We start from the raw sequence: 17,881 nt of genomic DNA, 5'->3' as shown, positions 1-17,881 counted from the left end.
AAGGCTAGGCTCCGGGCGCTTGCCGGATACTGACGAGCACCTGACAATTCTGTAATCGTGGCGCGCGGCGCATGTGGCTATGATGCAGCTCAAGCACGATGAGGACTGCCATGCGTCTGCTTGTAGTCGAAGACGAAAAGAAAGCCGGCGAGTACCTGAAGAAAGGCCTCGAAGAATCCGGCTTTACCGTCGACATCGCCACCAACGGCGTCGACGGCCTGCACAATGCGCTCGAGGAAGACTATGCGCTGATCGTGCTGGACATCATGCTGCCGGGCATGGACGGCTGGGAGGTGCTCAAGCGCCTGCGCGCGAAACGTGACACACCGGTGCTGTTTCTTACCGCAATGGACGAGCTGGAAGAACGGGTGAAGGGCCTGGAACTGGGCGCCGACGATTACCTGGCCAAGCCGTTTGCTTTTGTCGAATTGCTGGCCCGCATCCGCACCCTGCTCCGCCGTGGTCCGCCGCGCGACATCGAGCACATGCATATTGGCGACCTGGAGATCGATGCGGTGCGCCGGCGCGTGCGGCGTGGCGGCCAGCGCGTCGATCTCACCCCGCGCGAATTCTCGCTGCTGCAACTGCTCGCACGCCGGCGCGGCGAGGTACTCAGCCGTACGCAGATCGCCTCCTTCGTGTGGGACATGAATTTCGACAGCGACACCAACGTGGTGGAAGTCGCGATTCGCCGCCTGCGCTCGAAGATCGACGACGGCTTCGAGGTGAAGCTGATCCACACTGTACGCGGCATGGGCTACGTGCTCGATCTCGAACACGAGGAGGAATGAATGCGCCACTCGCTCACCGCGCGGCTCACCATTACCTTCGTGGTGATCACGGTGACCTGTTTCAGCGTGGTGGGCTTTCTGCTGTTCCAGGCGGTGTCGCGGCGCATCTATATTCACGACCAGACGAATATCATGCTGGACGCGCGGCATTTGCGCCGGCTGGCGGAAGAGATGGCATCGCCTGCCGACGTCGTCGCGCATAAGGACCGCCTGATAGCGCTGGTACTGGGTGACAATGCCGAAGGACTGCACGTCACCGATCGCGACGGTCATGCGCTGGTCGATCATGTGCCCATGGGTTACGAGTTGCCCGCGCAACCCGTGGTTCCGGCGGACCAGCGCATCGTTCCCGAGAGCATCCGATCCTGGAAAGACCACGACGGCAACGAGATCCGCGGCGTCGCCACGGCGGCCACGCTGCAAGACGGCGAATCGATCACCATCACCGTGGCGCGCTCGCTGGCCGATCGCACAGCCTTGCTCGACAAGTATCGCGTCGATGTCGCGCTTTCCCTGTTCACCGGTTTATTGGTTGCCGTGCTGCTGAGCTATCTGCTGGTGCGTCGCGCACTGCGCCCGCTCAGAAGCATGGCGGAAAGCGCGTCGGCCATCACCGCCCAGCGCCTGAGCACGCGCATGCCGCTGCAGGATGCGCCGACGGAATTGCTCGCACTGGCGGCTTCGTTGAACGACATGCTGGCCCGTCTGGAACAGGGCTTTGCGCGCGTATGGCAGTTCACGGTGGACCTGGCCCATGACCTGCGCACGCCGATCGGCAATCTGCGTGGGGCCAGCGAAGTGGCACTGAACCGACACCGCTCCACCGCCGAGTACGAAGCGCTGCTCGGTTCGAATATTGAAGAATGTGATCGCGTCAGCCGCACCATCGAAAGCGTGCTGTTTCTGGCCCGCGCCGAGAGCCCGCAGTTTGCGTTGCAGCGTGTGAAGCTCGACACCGAACAGGAACTGCATCGCATCGCCGACTATTTCGAAGGCCTGTCTTCCGAAGCCGGGGTCGCCATTCGCGTGGATGCTTCAGCTATCGTCCACGCCGACCGCGACCTGTTCCGCCGCGCCGTGAACAATCTTCTTTCCAACGCGCTGCGCTACACGCCATCGGGTCAGACGATTGATCTGCGCGCAGCGAACACCGAACAGGGCGTGGATGTCATCGTGGAAAATCCAGGCCAGGGTATCGACCCAGAACACCTGGACAAGCTGTTCGACCGCTTCTATCGCGTGGATCGCTCACGCAGCGATTCGGCCAACTCCACCGGGCTGGGTTTGTCGATCGTCAAAAGCATCATGGAATTGCATGGCGGTTCGGTGTCGGTGCAAAGCCAGGCCGATTGCACGCGTTTCACGCTGCATTTCCCGCACATCCAGCGTTCCGTGTAGTTGCACGGGATATGGAATCACTGACGGGCACAGTGGAAGGCTAGTCACGGTCACGCCGGAGGGAATTGACGCGCTCCTCATCCAGGGCAATACCAAGGCCGGGACCATTCGGCAAATGCAATTGGAAGTTCTCGTAGCGCAACGGCTCGGTGAGAATTTCTTCAGTTAGAAGTAGCGGCCCGAATAACTCCGTTCCCCATTGGAGTTGACGGAACGTCGAGAAAAGCTGGGCTGCGGCGATGGTTCCAATGGCGCCTTCCAGCATTGTCCCGCCATACAATTCAATGCCTGCCGCATCTGCAATAGCCGCAACCTGCCCTCCAGCAAACAGGCCGCCCGACTGCTCAATCTTTACGGTAAACGCGTCCGCCGCTGCAGCACGTGCGAGCTCAAATGCACTGTCCGGACCATGCACCGACTCATCAGCCATCAGAGCAATCGGAAAACGTCGCACCAGCCGCGCCAGGGTGAAAGCCGACTTCACGGGTTGCTCGACCAACTCACACCCAGCGTCGACCAACCCTGCCATACCCCGTATAGCCTCGGTTTCACTCCAGGCCATGTTTACGTCTACGCGTACGCTACCGCGCGAACCTAGTGCGCGTTTTATCGCAGCCACGTGAGCCACGTCGGCATCCACCGTGCGCAAGCCAATCTTGAGCTTAAAAATGTTATGCCGGCGCATCTCCAACATGTGCTCGGCCTCTTCGATATCACGACCGGTGTCGCCCGATGCCAAGGTCCATGCCACTGGCAGGGTGTCACGGCGGCGGCCACCGAGAAGCTCGGACAACGGCACGCCAATCCGTTTGGCGCGAGCGTCCAGCAAGGCCGTCTCTATCGCACATTTGACGAAGTTGTTGCCTTTGACCAACTTACCAAGGTGATCCATCAGCGCCTGCACTCGATCGCTGTCAGCACCCACAAGTTGTGGCGCGATGTAGCGATCGACGGTCAGCTTCATGCCTTCCGGGCTTTCCGGCCCATAAGCAAGTCCACCGATAGTTGTGCCTTCACCCAGGCCGACGATTCCGTCGGCGGTGTATACGCGAACCAGCATCAATAACTGACCGTGCATCGTGGCCACGGACAGGCGATGCGGGCGGATGGTGGGGATATCGAGCAACAACGTTTCAACGCGCTCGATGCGCGATGCGCTGCTCGTCGTCAAGTTGTGAGAGGTGTCGTTCATGGGGCCAATGATTTGAGCCCATGGGGAGAGGGTCCAACTCTATACCGATCTCAAACCGTACCTCAATGGCATGGAGCGGCTCCGAACCTGGGTGGTAAGAAGGTGAAGAGGGTCGAATGGAAAAGGGATACGTCCTCGCTTTCAGGTGTCCGTGAAATCAGGACTAGCCCACGCCGTCAGCTGATCAACCACTAGCTGATATCAACACCCACGACATAAGCATTTGATCATTGGCCGCATTTTTTCTAAAGATTTTAGAAATTGCGTACTTTTGTCATGTTTAGTAACACGTAGGGTTAAATAGGCAACGCTTTGGTTTCGTCACGGCCAGCACTGGCGTCTTAGTTACAGGAAGATCGCCGATCTTCAAATGGCACCATCAGGGCGCCTGTGAACCCGAGGCCACGTACGTGAGGTTTGGTACAGGGGCTCCCTCCAATTGCGCACTTACCGCTACAGGCCATGAAAAAGAGAATCAAGCACTCACCGGGAAGAGTTCCGAAACGACTGTCCCTGATCTTTGACATATGCGCTTCATTCCTTCTCCCGCAAGGTCCAACTCGTTACGCCCGAGGTATGCGCCTGAGACTTGCCTGACTCAAGCATGAGCAACAGACGCACACACATGTGCGGCATGCGCTGATTTCGAAGGGCCTGTCCTGCCCCGATCATGATCCGAACGTTGCCCGTTACAGCCGGCCGGTGAGGATTCCATATGCCTTGCAGATTCATTTCTTCGTTGTTCGCGATCACGGTGCTTATCAACATGTCCATGTCGACGGCTCACGCCACCGGTTACTCGCGTCCGTCACATACCACGGCTCAGGTCACTCCGACTGCAATCGGTGTCAAGAAGCCACCTTACTTCTGGCAGCTATTGGACTGGAATTGGCATCCTACAGGAGCCGTGCACGGCCCCTTTCAGGGCGTGCAGGAGGCGGTAGACGACTACGTGCTCGCGGAAGCGCCAGATGTGCCCGATATCTGCGAAATAATATGGGAAGATCGATGGATCAACTACAGCGATGGGACGTACAAAGCGCTGTTACAGGTGTATCCCGGCATTGATGAAACAGGCTTTGACGGTTTTTTGTGCCGTGACACTTTCTTTTCATATCCAGGTTTCCCAGGGTATCACGATGCTTACATTCTGATGCTCGAATCCCCCGATGCGTCGGACCCGACACATCCGTCGGATCCGGCGGATACAGCCGATACCGGCGAAAACCTGGGCAGTGGCAGAGATTGTGACGGTGGCGTCGGTGACAATAGCGATGAATCCACGCCATCTGGGAGCTTCAACAACACCGCATCCCGCTGTCGTGATGGCGCGCCCATGGAAGGGGATCCGATTAATCTGGCCATCGGTAATAAATTTCAGCAAGACACGGATCTTGAGTTGGGGCCCTGGCTGACCTTTCGCCGTTTTTACAACAGCAATGATGGCGTGATATCCGCCACGTTAGGTGCTCACTGGCGCCACTCCTTTGACCGATTCGTTCAGGTGGCCAACGGCGATGCAGGGCAGCGTGCGATCGTGACCCGGCCGGACGGCAAGCGCGAGACCTTTACCAAGCAAGATGGGTGGTGGACGACGAGCCCTATGGTGTCGGACGTACTGGTCGAGCTCGAGGATGCGGACGGCAAGGTCAGCGGCTATAGCCTGTTCGTGGCCGGAACTCGACAATTTGAGACGTATTCCTTACGGGGCTTCTTAGAATCGATTCACGACGAATCCGGGCAAAGCATGTCGTTTAGGTACAGCGTAGCAGACACACCCAAGAGTCGTGCGCCAGCGTCGGGCTTGTTGTTGACAGCGACAGACCCGTACGGGCGTTCCCTCGCGTTTTACTACGACGATCAGAAGCGCGTCTCTCGTATCGTCCTTCCCGACCGCGGGGCTATCGAGTATGGCTACGACGCGAGCAACAATCTCAGTAGCGTTCGCTATCCGGATGGCAAAGGCCGCTCGTATCGCTACGACACCCAACGCATCCATGCACTGGTTGCCGTCATCGATGAAGCGGGAGAGCGATTTGAGGAAACGAACTATGATGAACGGGGCCGCGCCACTAAGACGAGTTTCGCGGGAAGCGCAGACGAAACATTTATTTACTACAACGAAGACGGCTCCGCGTCACTACAAACGCCACTCGGTGCAGGGACGGATATTTCGTTCACAAACGCCTTCGGCCGATATCAAGTCAGCGCAAGTTCCCGCCCGTGCAGCACACAGTGCCGACAACCCTGGAAGAAACGTACATACGATACGTTGGGCTACCCAGCCACCTACACGGACTTTAACGGTGGCACAGTCGCCACGCGTTACAACGAGGAAGGGCTGCTTGAGCAGCTCAAAGAAACCAAGGGGACGGCGAGCGAGCGAACGACGACCTGGGAATGGGATAGCGTCATGCACGTCCCCACGTCGCGAACAGTGAGTGACGCCGCAGATCGCCCCGTTAGCGCGACGCATTGGCGTTACAATGCCAACGGCCAAACGATTGCACGATGCGACGTTGATCCGACGAATGACGCCGCGGCACATTACAGTTGTGCGGATGCAGGGGACGTACCCGGTGGCGTCCGTCGATGGACCTACTCGTATTGTACGGCTACCGATGCGATGCGATGCCCGTTACCCGGATTGTTACTCGCCGCGACCGGACCTCGCACTGACCTCCGTCAGACCACGAGGTACAGCTACTACTTGACGAGTAGCGCAGTAAACTGCAGCACACCCGGCGCGGCGTGCTTCCAAGCTGGCGACCTGCACACCGTGACGGATGCTCTAGGGCACGTCACCACGATCGTGTCGTACGATATCAACGGAAGGATCAACCGAATCATGGACGCCAACGGCGTCACTATCGACCTTACGTATACTCCACGTGGCTGGCTAGCCTCGCGCACGATTGGTGGCGCGACCACCAACTTCACTTACACACCCTACGGCGCCGTGCAAACCATCACTGATCCGGATGGCGCTGTCACTACCTACAGCTATGATAAGGCCCATCGGTTGACCAAGGTGACTGATCCGTTAGGTAACCACGTTCAATACACCCTTGACCTTGCCGGAAATAGAATCGTTGAATCTACCTATGCAAAGAATGGTCAGCTCAAGAAAAGCATTGAAAATTACTTCAACTCACGTGGTCAACTCTTTACCGCCTTAGATGGTCTGCAAAATGAAGTGTTTAGTGCTCCGTACGACAATGGTTACGATGCCAACGGAAATTTGGTCTGGAGTTGGAACGCGCAAGAAGTCTCCAGCCAGCACAGTTACGATGCACTGAACCGACGCGTACAAACCATCAATACATACGTCGACAGAGATAACAACTGGACCGAGACTCGAAGCACGTTTAACATCGACACCCTGGATCGCCTGGATCGCGTCGTTGACCCCGATGGCTTGGCAACCACGTACGCCTACGATGGGCTGGACAACCTCATCCAACACACCAGTCCGGACAGCGGCACCACTACCAACGTTTACGACTCCGCCGGCAACCTGACACAGAGCGTCGACGCGCGCAGCATCGCGCGTTCATATACATATGATGCGCTCAATCGGGTGACTAGTTTCAGTACCGGCACGGCCAGCGACGCGGTCACCTATGTCTACGACGAGCCCGATACGCTCACCGGATGCACTGGCTCCTATCCGCTTGGTCGCTTGACCCGGGTGGTGGAAACGGCTGTCACAACCTCGTACTGCTATGACGCACGCGGCGCGGTGATCGCCAAGCACCAGACGCAAGGGGCACACGCCGACATTACCCTCTACGCCTATACACCCGCAGGTCGTCTACGCGCCATCACTCAACCGACTGGCAACCAGATCAGCTACACGCGCAATGAGGCCGGGCAAGTGACAGCCATGACCGTGACGCCTCCTAATGGCGCCCCCACTACCGTGATCAGCGATGTCACGTACCTACCGTTCGGCCCGATCGCCAGCTATAAGCTCGGCAACGGCCATCGCGTCACCCGCGATTACGACGCCAACTACCGCCTGACGGATGTAGTCAGCAATGCTCTCTCCCTGCGTTACACCCGCAATGTGGCTGGCCAGGTCACCAGACTCACCGAAGGTGACCGGAGTGGCGCCTTCACTTACGATAAGCTGGGTCGCCTGACCGAAGTCCGCGATGCCAACAGTCAACAGTTGGAAAGCTATAGCTACTCCAAGGCTGGGGACCGCCTGAGTAAAATCGGCGGCGGCTTGGCCACCGGCACCTACAGATACGCGCCTAACACCCATTGGCTCACTGCCACCGGCACAAGTACTCGCCATTACGATTTGGACGGCAATACTTCTGGCGAAAGCGTGGCGGGCGAAACCTGGGGCTACGAGTACGATGGCAGGAACCGCGTAGCTGCAGTCCGTCGCAACGGCAGCACCGTCGCCACCTACTCCTACAACGCCTTCGGCGAACGAGTGGCGAAAACCGTGGCGCTGCCGCAAATGGTAAGCGCGCGTTTCATCTACAACGAGCAAAGCCAACTGATCGCCGAACGCGGTAGCACTGACCGCGACTATCTGTGGTTGGGCACGTTGCCGGTGGCAGTGATCGACCTCGCCGGCCAGGGCAGCAGCATCGGTTACGTCATCGGGGATGAACTCGGCACCCCACGAGCCGTAGAAGATGCACACGGCAACACGCTTTGGAGCTGGTCGGTGCTGGGCAGTCCCTTTGGTGAGCACCAACCGAACGCGACAACCGGCTATGTCTATAACCTGCGCTTCCCGGGGCAATACTTTGATGTAGAAACGGGACTGCATTACAACATCCAGCGACACTATGACCCGGCGATCGGACGTTATCGACAAGTAGATCCGCTCAGCTTCGCCGGTGGGCAGTGGAGTCTGTATGGCTATGTCGGTGCCGATCCACTTTCAGCGACGGATCCCACGGGCGAATTTGGGCTTGTGGGGGCAGCGATTGGCGCGGCGGTGGAACTTGGTCTGCAAGCGGCCGGTAACTACATGGCCGGCAACGACGCGTTCGACGTCAATAATTACAATTGGACGGACGTGGGCATCGCTGCTGCAGCCAGCGCCATTGCGCCTGGCTGGGGCGCAGTTGCGAAAACCGCAAAAACCTCCGGGCAAGCACTTAAGACGTTGACCGCCCAATTAGAGGGTGCACGAGCCGCGGCTCGTGTCGCGAAGTTGGAGTCACGCATTGCCAACCACCAGTCGGCCATCGCAGACGTTGTCGGCACGCAGCTGGGTGTTCAGGGGGTTAAAACACTCGCCAAATGGGCAAGCCATGCCCGGGAGAACGATGATTGCCCATGAGAAGGTATTGGATCTATCTCATCGGGATTGCGCCTTTTGGGTACTTCTACGATACCGTCAGAGCGCATACGAGTGAGCCCGTCTTCTTCGTGAGTGCGATCCTCTATCTGGTGGCGCTACGCTTACTTGCCGAAAGACTCGGCAAATAAGCACAGCCTACAATGCAGGTAAACGCCGATCGTAAACTGTGATAGTTCCGGTTTTGGTGCAATTTGTGGTGGCTTAACCTGAACTGCCCACAAGAACTAAGGCTCCCAAAACGTCATAAGGTACTAACCCGAGACTTTTGAAGCTATTGGGAGATTTCCGTTTCGTGGCGATCACGTGTTCCAAGGTAACGACGACCCATTCGGTGCAGTGGCCGATAAGTGCTGATGGTGTTTGCTTGACGTCCGGCATTCCGAACTCATGTCGTGATGAAAAGCGCCGGAGAGAAAACGGGGATAGTGGAACGCCGGCCAATCGATCAACGAGTAAGCCATAGTGCTCCCATGGGCGCACGAGCGAAGTGTGCAGCTTCGGTTGATCGAACCAGGCAAGCCCAACCAGAACGCCTACATTGAATCGTTCAATGGGCGCTTCCGCGATGAATGCCTCAACGAACACTGGTTCCCTAGCTTGCTTCATGCACGCACCGGGATCGAAACCTGGCGTCGGGAGTACAACGAAAAGCGACCCAAGAAAGCGCTGGGCCGGCTGACACCTTCCACCTACGCAAAGCAGTTAAAGGATGCGTGACATCCGGGGCTCCATGCGTGGGTTGAACGGGAGTCACTTCAGGGTCCAGCTGCGATTCGTTGAATTCGAAAAGCCGCGTTTTATACCCAAAAGTACCGGCTTGGGAACGCCCACGGCCTACTAAACCGATTATTCAATTTTAGAATAGTACTTACTAAGTTATCCGGCTTGAGATGGCTGCCGTTTGAAAACACACTTCGTCAGGCCGTAGCTCGCAAGCGGCAAGAGGGCCGGACGTACATACCGTAGCGCCTGGCATCGGCACGCTTCACATTCGTTTCTCTGCGGGGCCTCTGCCCCCTCACGGCCAGGTTGTGGCTAGAGCAGAGGCGTCGATAGTTACGGAGGATAAAATGAAATTTGCAGTGAGTCCCGCTCCCATCTACACGCTGGCCATCGCGGGCCGAGCCGAAACATTCCCGGTCAACCGAGTTTTCTGTGTCGGACGCAACTACGCTGCGCACGCGCGTGAGATGGGCAAAGATCCTGAACGTGAAGCACCCTTTTTCTTCATGAAGCCGGCGAATGCGGTTGTCCAGGCTGGAGACGCCGAGATCCGCATTCCCTTTCCTCCCCAAACGACCAACTTCCACCACGAAATTGAGCTGGTTGTTGCCATTGGCAAGGGCGGCACCGACATCCCGGTCGAGCGGGCGCTTGACCATGTGTACGGCTATGCGGTTGGCCTGGACATGACTCGCCGCGACCTCCAACTCGAAGCGCGCGACAAGGGACGTCCCTGGGAATTTGGGAAGTCGTTCGCCAAGTCGGCTCCCATCGGGCCGATTCACTGTGCAGCGGATCTAGGTCATTTCTCTTCGGCCGCCATCACGCTGACCGTCAACGGACAACCGCGCCAGTCGTCGGACATCTCGAAGCTCATCTGGTCTGTGGCCGAAGCTATTGCGTATCTATCGCAATACGACGCGCTTGAGGCAGGCGACATCATCATGACCGGTACGCCGGAAGGTGTGAACGCTGTTAAGGAGGGCGACGTGATGCGTGGCTCCATCGACCGTCTGGGCGAGATTGTCGTGCGCGTCGGGCAATAGGCAGCCGGCAAGCGGACAGGAAACGAGGAAGCGCTGCCGGCTCGAGGCACAGGCGAGCTACGGATCCGGGCGCGAGCCGATTTCTTTCCGCCGCCCGCGCGAACAGCCCAAATGGCCAGGCGTTGGCCCACGGGTATTCAACATGACGGACCAAGATGAAACTCTATAGCTACTTCCGCAGTTCGTCGGCGTATCGCGTGCGCATCGCATGCAATCTCAAGAACCTGCCCTACGACTATGTCGCCATTCATCTCAACCGCAATGGTGGCGAGCAATATTCGGACAGTTTCCTCGAGGTCAACCCGCAGCAAACCGTGCCGGTGTTGCAGGAGGATAGGCTCGCACTGTCGCAGTCGCTTGCGATCATCGAGTACCTGGACGAACGCTATCACGACCGTCCGCTGCTACCTGACTCCATTGAGGGGCGCGCGCGAGTCAGGGCGCTCTCGCAGTACATCGCCTGCGAGATTCATCCGCTCAACAATCTGCGTGTCCTGAAATTCCTGACTGGTCCGCTGGGGTTGTCCGAGGAGCAGAAGCTGTGCTGGATTCGTCACTGGCTTGAGACCGGACTCACCGTGCTTGAACGGGAACTCGCGGTGGAGGAAGGCAGCTTCTGTTATCGCGATGCACCAACGATGGCCGATTGCTGCCTGGTGCCGCAGCTCTACAACGCGCGGCGCTTTGGCGTTGACGTGGCGCGCTTTCCGCGGCTTCAAGCGATCGATGAACGCTGCCAGCTGATCGAAGCCTTCCGCGCCGCGCATCCTGACCGGCAACCCGACTCCGAATAAGGGTCAGCAGATTCAGATTCCCGTTACGCGCACACCCCTGGCCGGCAGTTGGGAATCAGCATGCATTGTTGCGAACCTGGATCACTCTGAGGCGTGACCGAACCCGCTGAAGCCCGAGGCGAAGATGGGCTTCATTGCGCGCGGCAGAAGTTCGCGCAGCCAGCGGGCAGCCATGTCATCGTGTAGTCGCTCATGCCATAGGAGATCAATGGTCAGCTTCGGCAGACGAACGGGCGTCGGAAAAATCTTCACTGGTGCGACACCGAGCATCACCTCCGCCAGTGGTCGCGGGATGGTTGCGATCATGTCGCTCGACGTGATGATGAACGGCAGTGCCAGGAAATGCGGCACCCTGGCGCCGATCTGATGGACCAGACCGAGGCGCTGTAGCGTCGATTCGACCGCGTGATGGCCGGTTCCCTGCGCCTGGGCTACCGCATGACGTTCTCGCATGAAGTCACTGCGCGAAAGCCGGCGTCCGATACGTGGATGTTTCGCGCTGACGATACACACGTATTCGCTCTTAAATAGCGGCTTGTGAAGCAGGCTCGTGTGAAGCGCAGGATTGAACTCGACAGCGAGATCAGCAGTGCCTTCGCGCAACGTCGACAGCACCGATTCGGTCGGCAACTCAATCGCCTGGAAGCTGATGAAGGGGGCTTCTTCACGGCAGATGTCGATGATCCGGGGCAGGATGATCGCGGTGGCGATGTCCGTCATGACGATCGTGAACCGCTTACGGCTGGTACGCGCATCAAACTGATCGCGCATCTCAAGCCCCTGTTCGAGCGATGCCAATGCCTGCGCGATCCGGTTGGACAGGGATTGAGCCAGCGGCGTCGGCATCACGCCACCGGCGCACCGCACGAATAACCGGTCATTGAAGTGTTCTCGCAACGTGCGCAGAGCGTGACTGACGGTCGGCTGTGACACACCGAGGGCCTCTGCAGCCCGGGAGACATTCCGGTGATCCCATATCGCGCGGAATACGACGAGCAGATTCAAGTCCAGGGACTGTGGGCGCTCATTCATTTTCTGAATAGTGAGAACTAAGTTATGTGCATTGTGCCACGAGGTCACGCCAGTGACACTTGAGACCACCGAGACAAGGGTTAGGTATCCCCATGAACAGCAGCGATATTGAGCGACTTTCGTTTCCAAATGGCGCGTCATGCCTCCTTCTGCGGCCAGTCCAGACCACGCAGGTTGCGCCGGCGTTCGTGGTGATGATGGGGGCCATTGCAGGCGTCAACGACTACCTCGTCACGCGGGCGCGAGCCCTCTGCGCGAAGGGTTACACCGTTGCGGTGCTCGATTACTTCGGACGGGAAGGCGTGGCCCCGGATATTTCCACGCCGGAGCTGATTGGCGTGGCTGTGGCCACGCTGGACGATCGGCGTGTACTCGCCGACCTTGGTGAAATCCTGGAATGGGCGCGTACCCAGGGCTTTCCGCTTTCGAAAGTGGGTCTGTTCGGTTTCTGTATCGGCGGAACCTACGCAGCACTGGGGAGTGCACAGTATGCAGTCGGTTGCGCAGTCGACTACTACGGTCAGCTCAACTATGCATCGCGCACCGAGCGCAAGCCCATGGCGCCGGTTGATGTCGCCGAGTCCCTTAAAGCGCCGTTGCTGTGCCACTACGGCGACTGGGATCGCCTGGTCAGCCGCGAGGAAATTGACGGATTTACCGGCAAGCTGCGCACGGCCCAGAAGCCGTACGAGCTTTTCATTTACAACGGCGCGCCGCACGCGTTCGACGAGTGGTTTAGGCCCGCAATTTTTCGGCCAGCTGCGTCGAGCGCCGCCTGGGAGCGCACACTGAATTTCCTTAACTGGCACCTGCGCGGCGACATCGGCACGCACTAGGCAAGCCACTTTCGCTTTACCTGAGGTAAGGAGAGCAACATGAGTGATGGCAACGCAGTTAAACACAAAACGGCACCGGTGACTGAAGTGGTGGACCGGACCGAATGGGCTCAGATGATGACGGACGACGAGTACTATCCGTTCCTCGTCAAGAAGGATCTGCGCCCCGCCATCTGGCGCTGGCAGGACGTGACGGAGCGGTTGGACGTGGTGTTGAAAGATCCGTTGCGCAATGCGGATCGCCGCTTCATTTCGTTGGTCCACGGCGATACCGGCGAAGCGGGTGGCGTGTTCCCGTCAATCTTCCTGGGCATTCAGGGGCTCAACCCCGGCGAACACATCGTTGCGCATCGTCACAACTCCTACGCGCTGTATCACATCTTGCAGGGAGAGGGCTATTCGGTCCTGAACGGCAAGCGCTTCGATTGGAAGCGTGGCGATACGTTCGCTTGTCCGCCGATGGCCTTCCACGAGCACATCAACACCGGCACCGAGGTCGCGATCCAATACGTGATTCAGGACATGCCCGCACGCGCGATGGAGCGGAACCTGATCTGGGAAGAACCCGTTGGCAACATCTTCCACATGGTCGAGGGCAAACGCCCGCAAGAACCATGACGTGGGGCGGCATCCCGGCGAGTACATAAGCTCAATAGTACGAGGGAGGGGCCCACGCCGGGCATGCCGTTTTCCGACTGCAGCTGGAAGCTGATGTGTTCCGGCAGATGGTAGACAACGAGGATGTGGGCGCCCAACTCCGATGGGCAAGCTGTTGTAACGCGCAACGGCTTCATCGCAACTCGCGTTGGCGGCAGCCAGGTTGGCACGCAGGCGACCACCGCCGAAAATCGGCAGGCTCAGCGCGGGTCTGACTTCATACATGCGTGACGGTAGCTTCAGGCACGTTAGCGTTGTCGCCTAGCGCTTGTGTATTCGCACTTTCTGATCAATTTTTGTGTTGCGCAAAAAGTAAGCAGCACGTTTATTGACGTTGCCCCGGCGTCCATGGAGGAGGCGGAGAGCGATCTATTTCTGACCCGGCTCGTGATGTAGAGATTGGGGTTGAATAAGGGCATCTCGGTTTCGCGATCGACGGGGAGGTGATACCGCTCTCTGGATCGCAAAACAATCCCGCGTTTTTTTGTAGCAAAGACACATCTTTCGTCACCACAAACGCACCAAATCTCAAGGTGCATCAGAGGTGAAATTAGTTCGACCCCAGGAACAAAAAAAGCAAGTTTTGAAAATAAATAAGCCCCCGATTATTCAGGGGCTTATTCCTTGAAACCTTACAAAAGGTTCTTAGGTGTTCACTAGAACGGTATATCGTCATCATCGAAATTGTTGTTGAAGGCAGGGCCGCTGTCCTGCGCAGGCGCTGGCTGACGCTGCGGCGCATTGCCGTAGCCACCGCCGCCGCCGCCGCCGAAGTCCTCACCACCACGACGCTGCGCGCCGCCGCCCTGTGAACGCTGATAACCACCGCCGCTGGCGCCGCCGCCTTCACCACCGGTGCCGCCGAGCATCTGCAGATCGCTGGCGATGATGTCGGTGGAGTAGCGTTCAACACCGTCCTTGCCGGTGTACTTGTCGGTGCGCAGCGAGCCTTCGACGTAGACCTGACGGCCTTTCTTGAGGTACTCGCCGGCGATTTCCGCCAGGCGGCCGAACAGCTTCACGCGATGCCATTCGGTGCGCTCCTGCTTCTGGCCGCTCTGCTTGTCGGTCCATTGCTCGGACGTGGCGATGCTCAGGCTGGCGATCGCGGTGCCGCCGCCGGTGTAGCGGACTTCGGGATCAGCGCCAAGGTTACCGACCAGGATGACTTTATTGATACCGCGTGCCATGAATGACCTCAAAAACTGAATCTGGACAAAGGTTTTCGAAATGGGAGCCGGTTCTTTTGCCCCTCGCTCCGGCAACCGCCGGGGCCCAGCGTCCCGGTGACAGGGACGGCCACTGGATCCCGGCCTTCGCCGGGACGACGCGGGGCAGGATCAGTACTCGACGCTTGTTCGGACCCGCTGGAGCTAGCAAGCATAAGCTCCTTGGGCCCCATCATACATGCCCGCCCCAAACGCCGGCTTGGAATTTGACCACCGGCGACAGCCCCGCCACGGCGTCGTCGTTTTGAGCGCTGCCGCAGCCCGGCAGCCGGGCTGGGCCACCTCCCTGCTATCGAACAGATCCGCCTGCTCGCTCGTCACCATGAACCTCAAATCTTGAAGGCCATGGTGGCCTCCACCGCTTGCTTCCAGCCTGCGTAGAGCGCCTCGCGCTGGCTTTCCGGCATGGCGGGCTCGAAGCGATGATCGACGGCCCAGTGACGGGCGATAGCTTCGCGACTGGACCAGAATCCGGTGGCCAGGCCGGCGAGATACGCGGCGCCGAGCGCGGTGGTTTCAGCCACCTTGGGGCGCAGCACCGGCACGTTGAGGATGTCGCTCTGGAACTGGCCGAGGAATGCGTTGGCAATCGCGCCACCATCCGCGCGCAGTTCTTTCAGCTTGATACCGGCGTCGCTTTCCATCGCGGCCAGCACATCGCGTGTCTGATAGGCCATCGACTCGACGGCGGCGCGAACGAAGTGCTCCTTGGTGGTGCCACGCGTGAGACCGAAGACCGCGCCGCGCACATCGCTGCGCCAATACGGCGCGCCGAGGCCGACAAAGGCCGGCACCATGTAGACGCCCTCGTTGGTGCCGGCACGTTCGGCGTATTCCTGCGAGTCGCTGGACTTGCCGAGCATGCGCAGGCCATCACGCAGCCACTGGATCACGGATCCGGCGACGAAGATCGCGCCTTCCAGCGCATATTCCACCTTGCCGTCCACACCCCAGGCGATGGTGGTGAGCAGGCCGTTATGCGAGGCGACGGCCTTGTCGCCGGTATTCATCAGCATGAAGCAGCCGGTGCCATAGGTGTTCTTGGCCATGCCCGGTTCGAAGCAGGCCTGGCCGAACAGCGCGGCCTGCTGGTCGCCGGCAACGCCGGCGATCGGCACTTCGTGGCCGAAGAAATGCTGCCCCAGGGTCTTGCCGTAGATTTCACTGCAGGAGCGCACCTCAGGCAGCATCGCCTTCGGTACATCGAGCATGTGCAGCAGGTCGTCGTCCCAGCGCTGCTCGTGGATGTTGTACATCAACGTGCGCGAAGCATTGGTGTAATCGGTGACGTGGACCTTGCCGCCGGTGAGATTCCAGATCAGCCAGCTGTCGATGGTGCCGAACAGCAGCTCGCCACGCCTGGCACGTTCGCGCGCGCCGTCAACGCGATCGAGTATCCACTTCACCTTGGTGCCGGAGAAGTAGGCGTCGATCAGCAAGCCGGTCTTGGCGCGCACCATTTGCTCATGACCGGCGGCGATGAGTTCGTCGCAGATCTCGCGGGTCTGTCGCGATTGCCACACGATGGCGTTATAGATCGGTTGGCCGGTCGCCTTGTCCCACACCACCGTGGTTTCGCGCTGGTTGGTGATGCCGATGCCCGCGACGGCCCTCGCATCCACCTGCGCGTTGTTCATCACTTCGGTAATCGTGGTCAGCACGCTGGTCATGATTTCGCGCGGGTTATGTTCCACCCAGCCCGGGTGCGGAAAGATCTGCCCGAATTCGCGCTGGGCGACGCCGACGATGCCTCCCTCACGATCGAACAGGATCGCGCGTGAGCTGGTCGTGCCCTGATCGATGGCCAGGATGTAAGACTTGTCCATGAAACGGCTCCTGTGAAGGAAGGTCAGTCGCGGACCGCAGCATGCGAGGCCCGTGTCATCGATGAATTCAACGGGTGGAATCGGCCGCTACGCGGTCGCCGGTGGTTTGCAGCGCGCGCTGACGCGCCGGCAGGAATGGATAGATGAGCCACTGATACGCCGCGCCACCAACGACACCACCGATCAGCGGACCGACGATCGGAATCCACCAGTAGTTGTCCGGTGCCGGCAAGGCAGACGAACCCCAGCCGGCGACGAACGCAAACAAACGCGGGCCGAAGTCACGCGCAGGATTGATCGCCCACGCTTCCAGATAGCCCATGCATGCACCAATCGTGGCGACCAGGAAACCAATGATGAGCGCGCCGGAATTCGCGCCCGGCGCCATTTCGTTGTACTGCTCGGTGATGGCGAAAATGCCGAACAACAGGAAAGCGGTCAGTACAACCTGATCCACCAAGGCGTGCATCGGGGTGATGGCCAATCCGGGATGGGTGAAGAACACACCCGCTGCACCGCCTGCTGCACGCGTGAGCTGATGCACCTGGTTGTAGTGATCGATGACCGGTGAAAACAGCAGATAGACGAGGGCCGCGCCGAGAAACGCGCCAATGACCTGCGCGATGCTGTAAGGAATCACCTTTTTCCACGGAAAGCCGCGAAACACGGCCAACGCCAGGGTCACCGCCGGATTGGCATGGGTGCCGGATACCGAACCTGTCACGTAGATGGCAAGCGTCACGGCCAGCCCCCATGCGATGCACACGCCCCAATACGCATTCACGTAGGGGCTTGGGTCGTACAACACGTACATGCAGGCCACCGAATCGCCGAAGGCGATGATGATGAACACGGCGATCGCTTCGGAAATCAGCTCACCGATCGCTTGGCGGCTCATGGCTGCACCTCCGGCCATCGCCACGGCAGCACTGCACTGCACGGACTCACTGCATGGTTCAACATGACGCTCCTCCCGAGGTGACCCTGTAGCCGGCTGTGTACCTGGCCCGGCCTTGTGTTGTTCG

12 protein-coding genes and 2 pseudogenes are annotated in these 17,881 nt (G+C 59.0%); 8 read left to right on the top strand and 6 right to left on the bottom strand.

Going from position 1 to position 17,881, the window contains the following annotated elements; all coding sequences use genetic code 11:
- Window positions 1-110: 110 nt before the first annotated feature.
- Both ISP19_RS07825 and ISP19_RS07820 read left to right on the top strand, forming a co-directional pair.
- Entirely contained in the window at window positions 111-791 is a 681-nt protein-coding gene (locus tag ISP19_RS07825; protein ID WP_204680811.1) for a heavy metal response regulator transcription factor, read from the top strand.
- Window positions 792-2,189 carry a heavy metal sensor histidine kinase gene (locus ISP19_RS07820; RefSeq protein WP_204680810.1) on the top strand — a complete coding sequence of 466 codons (1,398 nt, stop codon included), beginning with the start codon at window positions 792-794 and terminating at the stop codon, window positions 2,187-2,189. It abuts the gene before it with no gap.
- Between the two features lie 40 nt (window positions 2,190-2,229).
- Here the strand turns inward: ISP19_RS07820 and ISP19_RS07815 are convergent, their stop codons facing one another.
- Window positions 2,230-3,381: a muconate/chloromuconate family cycloisomerase gene (locus ISP19_RS07815; RefSeq protein ID WP_204680809.1), complete on the bottom strand. Its 1,152-nt coding sequence runs from the start codon at window positions 3,379-3,381 to the stop codon at window positions 2,230-2,232.
- Between the two features lie 715 nt (window positions 3,382-4,096).
- On the opposite strand from ISP19_RS07815, the gene ISP19_RS07810 reads away from it, so the two are divergent.
- The 4 genes and pseudogenes from ISP19_RS07810 to maiA all read left to right on the top strand — a co-directional run bounded on the left by ISP19_RS07810 (window position 4,097) and on the right by maiA (window position 11,276).
- A complete protein-coding gene (locus ISP19_RS07810) occupies window positions 4,097-8,692 on the top strand; it encodes an RHS repeat-associated core domain-containing protein (protein ID WP_204680808.1) in 4,596 nt (1,531 codons plus the stop codon).
- A 483-nt stretch (window positions 8,693-9,175) separates the two neighbouring features.
- Window positions 9,176-9,430, top strand: a pseudogene (locus ISP19_RS07805) (integrase core domain-containing protein); the annotation flags it as partial.
- Window positions 9,431-9,783: 353 nt separating this feature from the next.
- The gene (locus tag ISP19_RS07800) at window positions 9,784-10,482 is read left to right on the top strand and encodes a fumarylacetoacetate hydrolase family protein (RefSeq protein WP_204680807.1); all 699 of its coding nucleotides are present in this window, start codon (window positions 9,784-9,786) and stop codon (window positions 10,480-10,482) included.
- A 155-nt stretch (window positions 10,483-10,637) separates the two neighbouring features.
- Complete coding sequence (gene maiA, locus ISP19_RS07795) at window positions 10,638-11,276, top strand: maleylacetoacetate isomerase (protein WP_204680806.1); 639 nt, start codon at window positions 10,638-10,640, stop codon at window positions 11,274-11,276.
- An 81-nt stretch (window positions 11,277-11,357) separates the two neighbouring features.
- Here the strand turns inward: maiA and ISP19_RS07790 are convergent, their stop codons facing one another.
- Window positions 11,358-12,281 (bottom strand): LysR family transcriptional regulator, encoded by a 924-nt coding sequence (locus ISP19_RS07790; RefSeq protein ID WP_204680805.1) that lies wholly within the window; start codon window positions 12,279-12,281, stop codon window positions 11,358-11,360.
- Between the two features lie 119 nt (window positions 12,282-12,400).
- Between ISP19_RS07790 and ISP19_RS07785 the strand changes: the two genes are divergently transcribed.
- On the top strand, window positions 12,401-13,144 hold the full coding sequence (locus ISP19_RS07785; RefSeq protein WP_204680804.1) for a dienelactone hydrolase family protein: 744 nt from the start codon (window positions 12,401-12,403) through the stop codon (window positions 13,142-13,144).
- A gap of 39 nt (window positions 13,145-13,183) precedes the next feature.
- Complete coding sequence (locus ISP19_RS07780; protein ID WP_204680803.1) at window positions 13,184-13,762, top strand: cupin domain-containing protein; 579 nt, start codon at window positions 13,184-13,186, stop codon at window positions 13,760-13,762.
- A gap of 129 nt (window positions 13,763-13,891) precedes the next feature.
- Here the strand turns inward: ISP19_RS07780 and ISP19_RS21630 are convergent.
- The 4 genes and pseudogenes from ISP19_RS21630 to ISP19_RS07765 form a co-directional block, all read right to left on the bottom strand.
- A pseudogene (locus ISP19_RS21630) lies at window positions 13,892-14,017 on the bottom strand (TolC family protein); the annotation flags it as partial.
- A 440-nt stretch (window positions 14,018-14,457) separates the two neighbouring features.
- Window positions 14,458-14,991 (bottom strand): single-stranded DNA-binding protein, encoded by a 534-nt coding sequence (gene ssb, locus ISP19_RS07775; protein WP_204680802.1) that lies wholly within the window; start codon window positions 14,989-14,991, stop codon window positions 14,458-14,460.
- Between the two features lie 368 nt (window positions 14,992-15,359).
- Window positions 15,360-16,856, bottom strand: coding sequence for a glycerol kinase GlpK (gene glpK / locus ISP19_RS07770; protein ID WP_204680801.1), 1,497 nt, complete (start codon window positions 16,854-16,856; stop codon window positions 15,360-15,362).
- Window positions 16,857-16,923: 67 nt separating this feature from the next.
- Window positions 16,924-17,754 carry an MIP/aquaporin family protein gene (locus ISP19_RS07765; RefSeq protein WP_204680800.1) on the bottom strand — a complete coding sequence of 277 codons (831 nt, stop codon included), beginning with the start codon at window positions 17,752-17,754 and terminating at the stop codon, window positions 16,924-16,926.
- Window positions 17,755-17,881 lie beyond the last annotated feature (127 nt).

Origin of the sequence: Dyella flava, from assembly GCF_016904955.1 — a bacterium.
Lineage (GTDB): Bacteria > Pseudomonadota > Gammaproteobacteria > Xanthomonadales > Rhodanobacteraceae > Dyella_B > Dyella_B flava.
The sequence above is the reverse complement of the archived record's forward strand: the minus strand, read 5'-3'. Positions and strand labels throughout refer to the sequence as shown.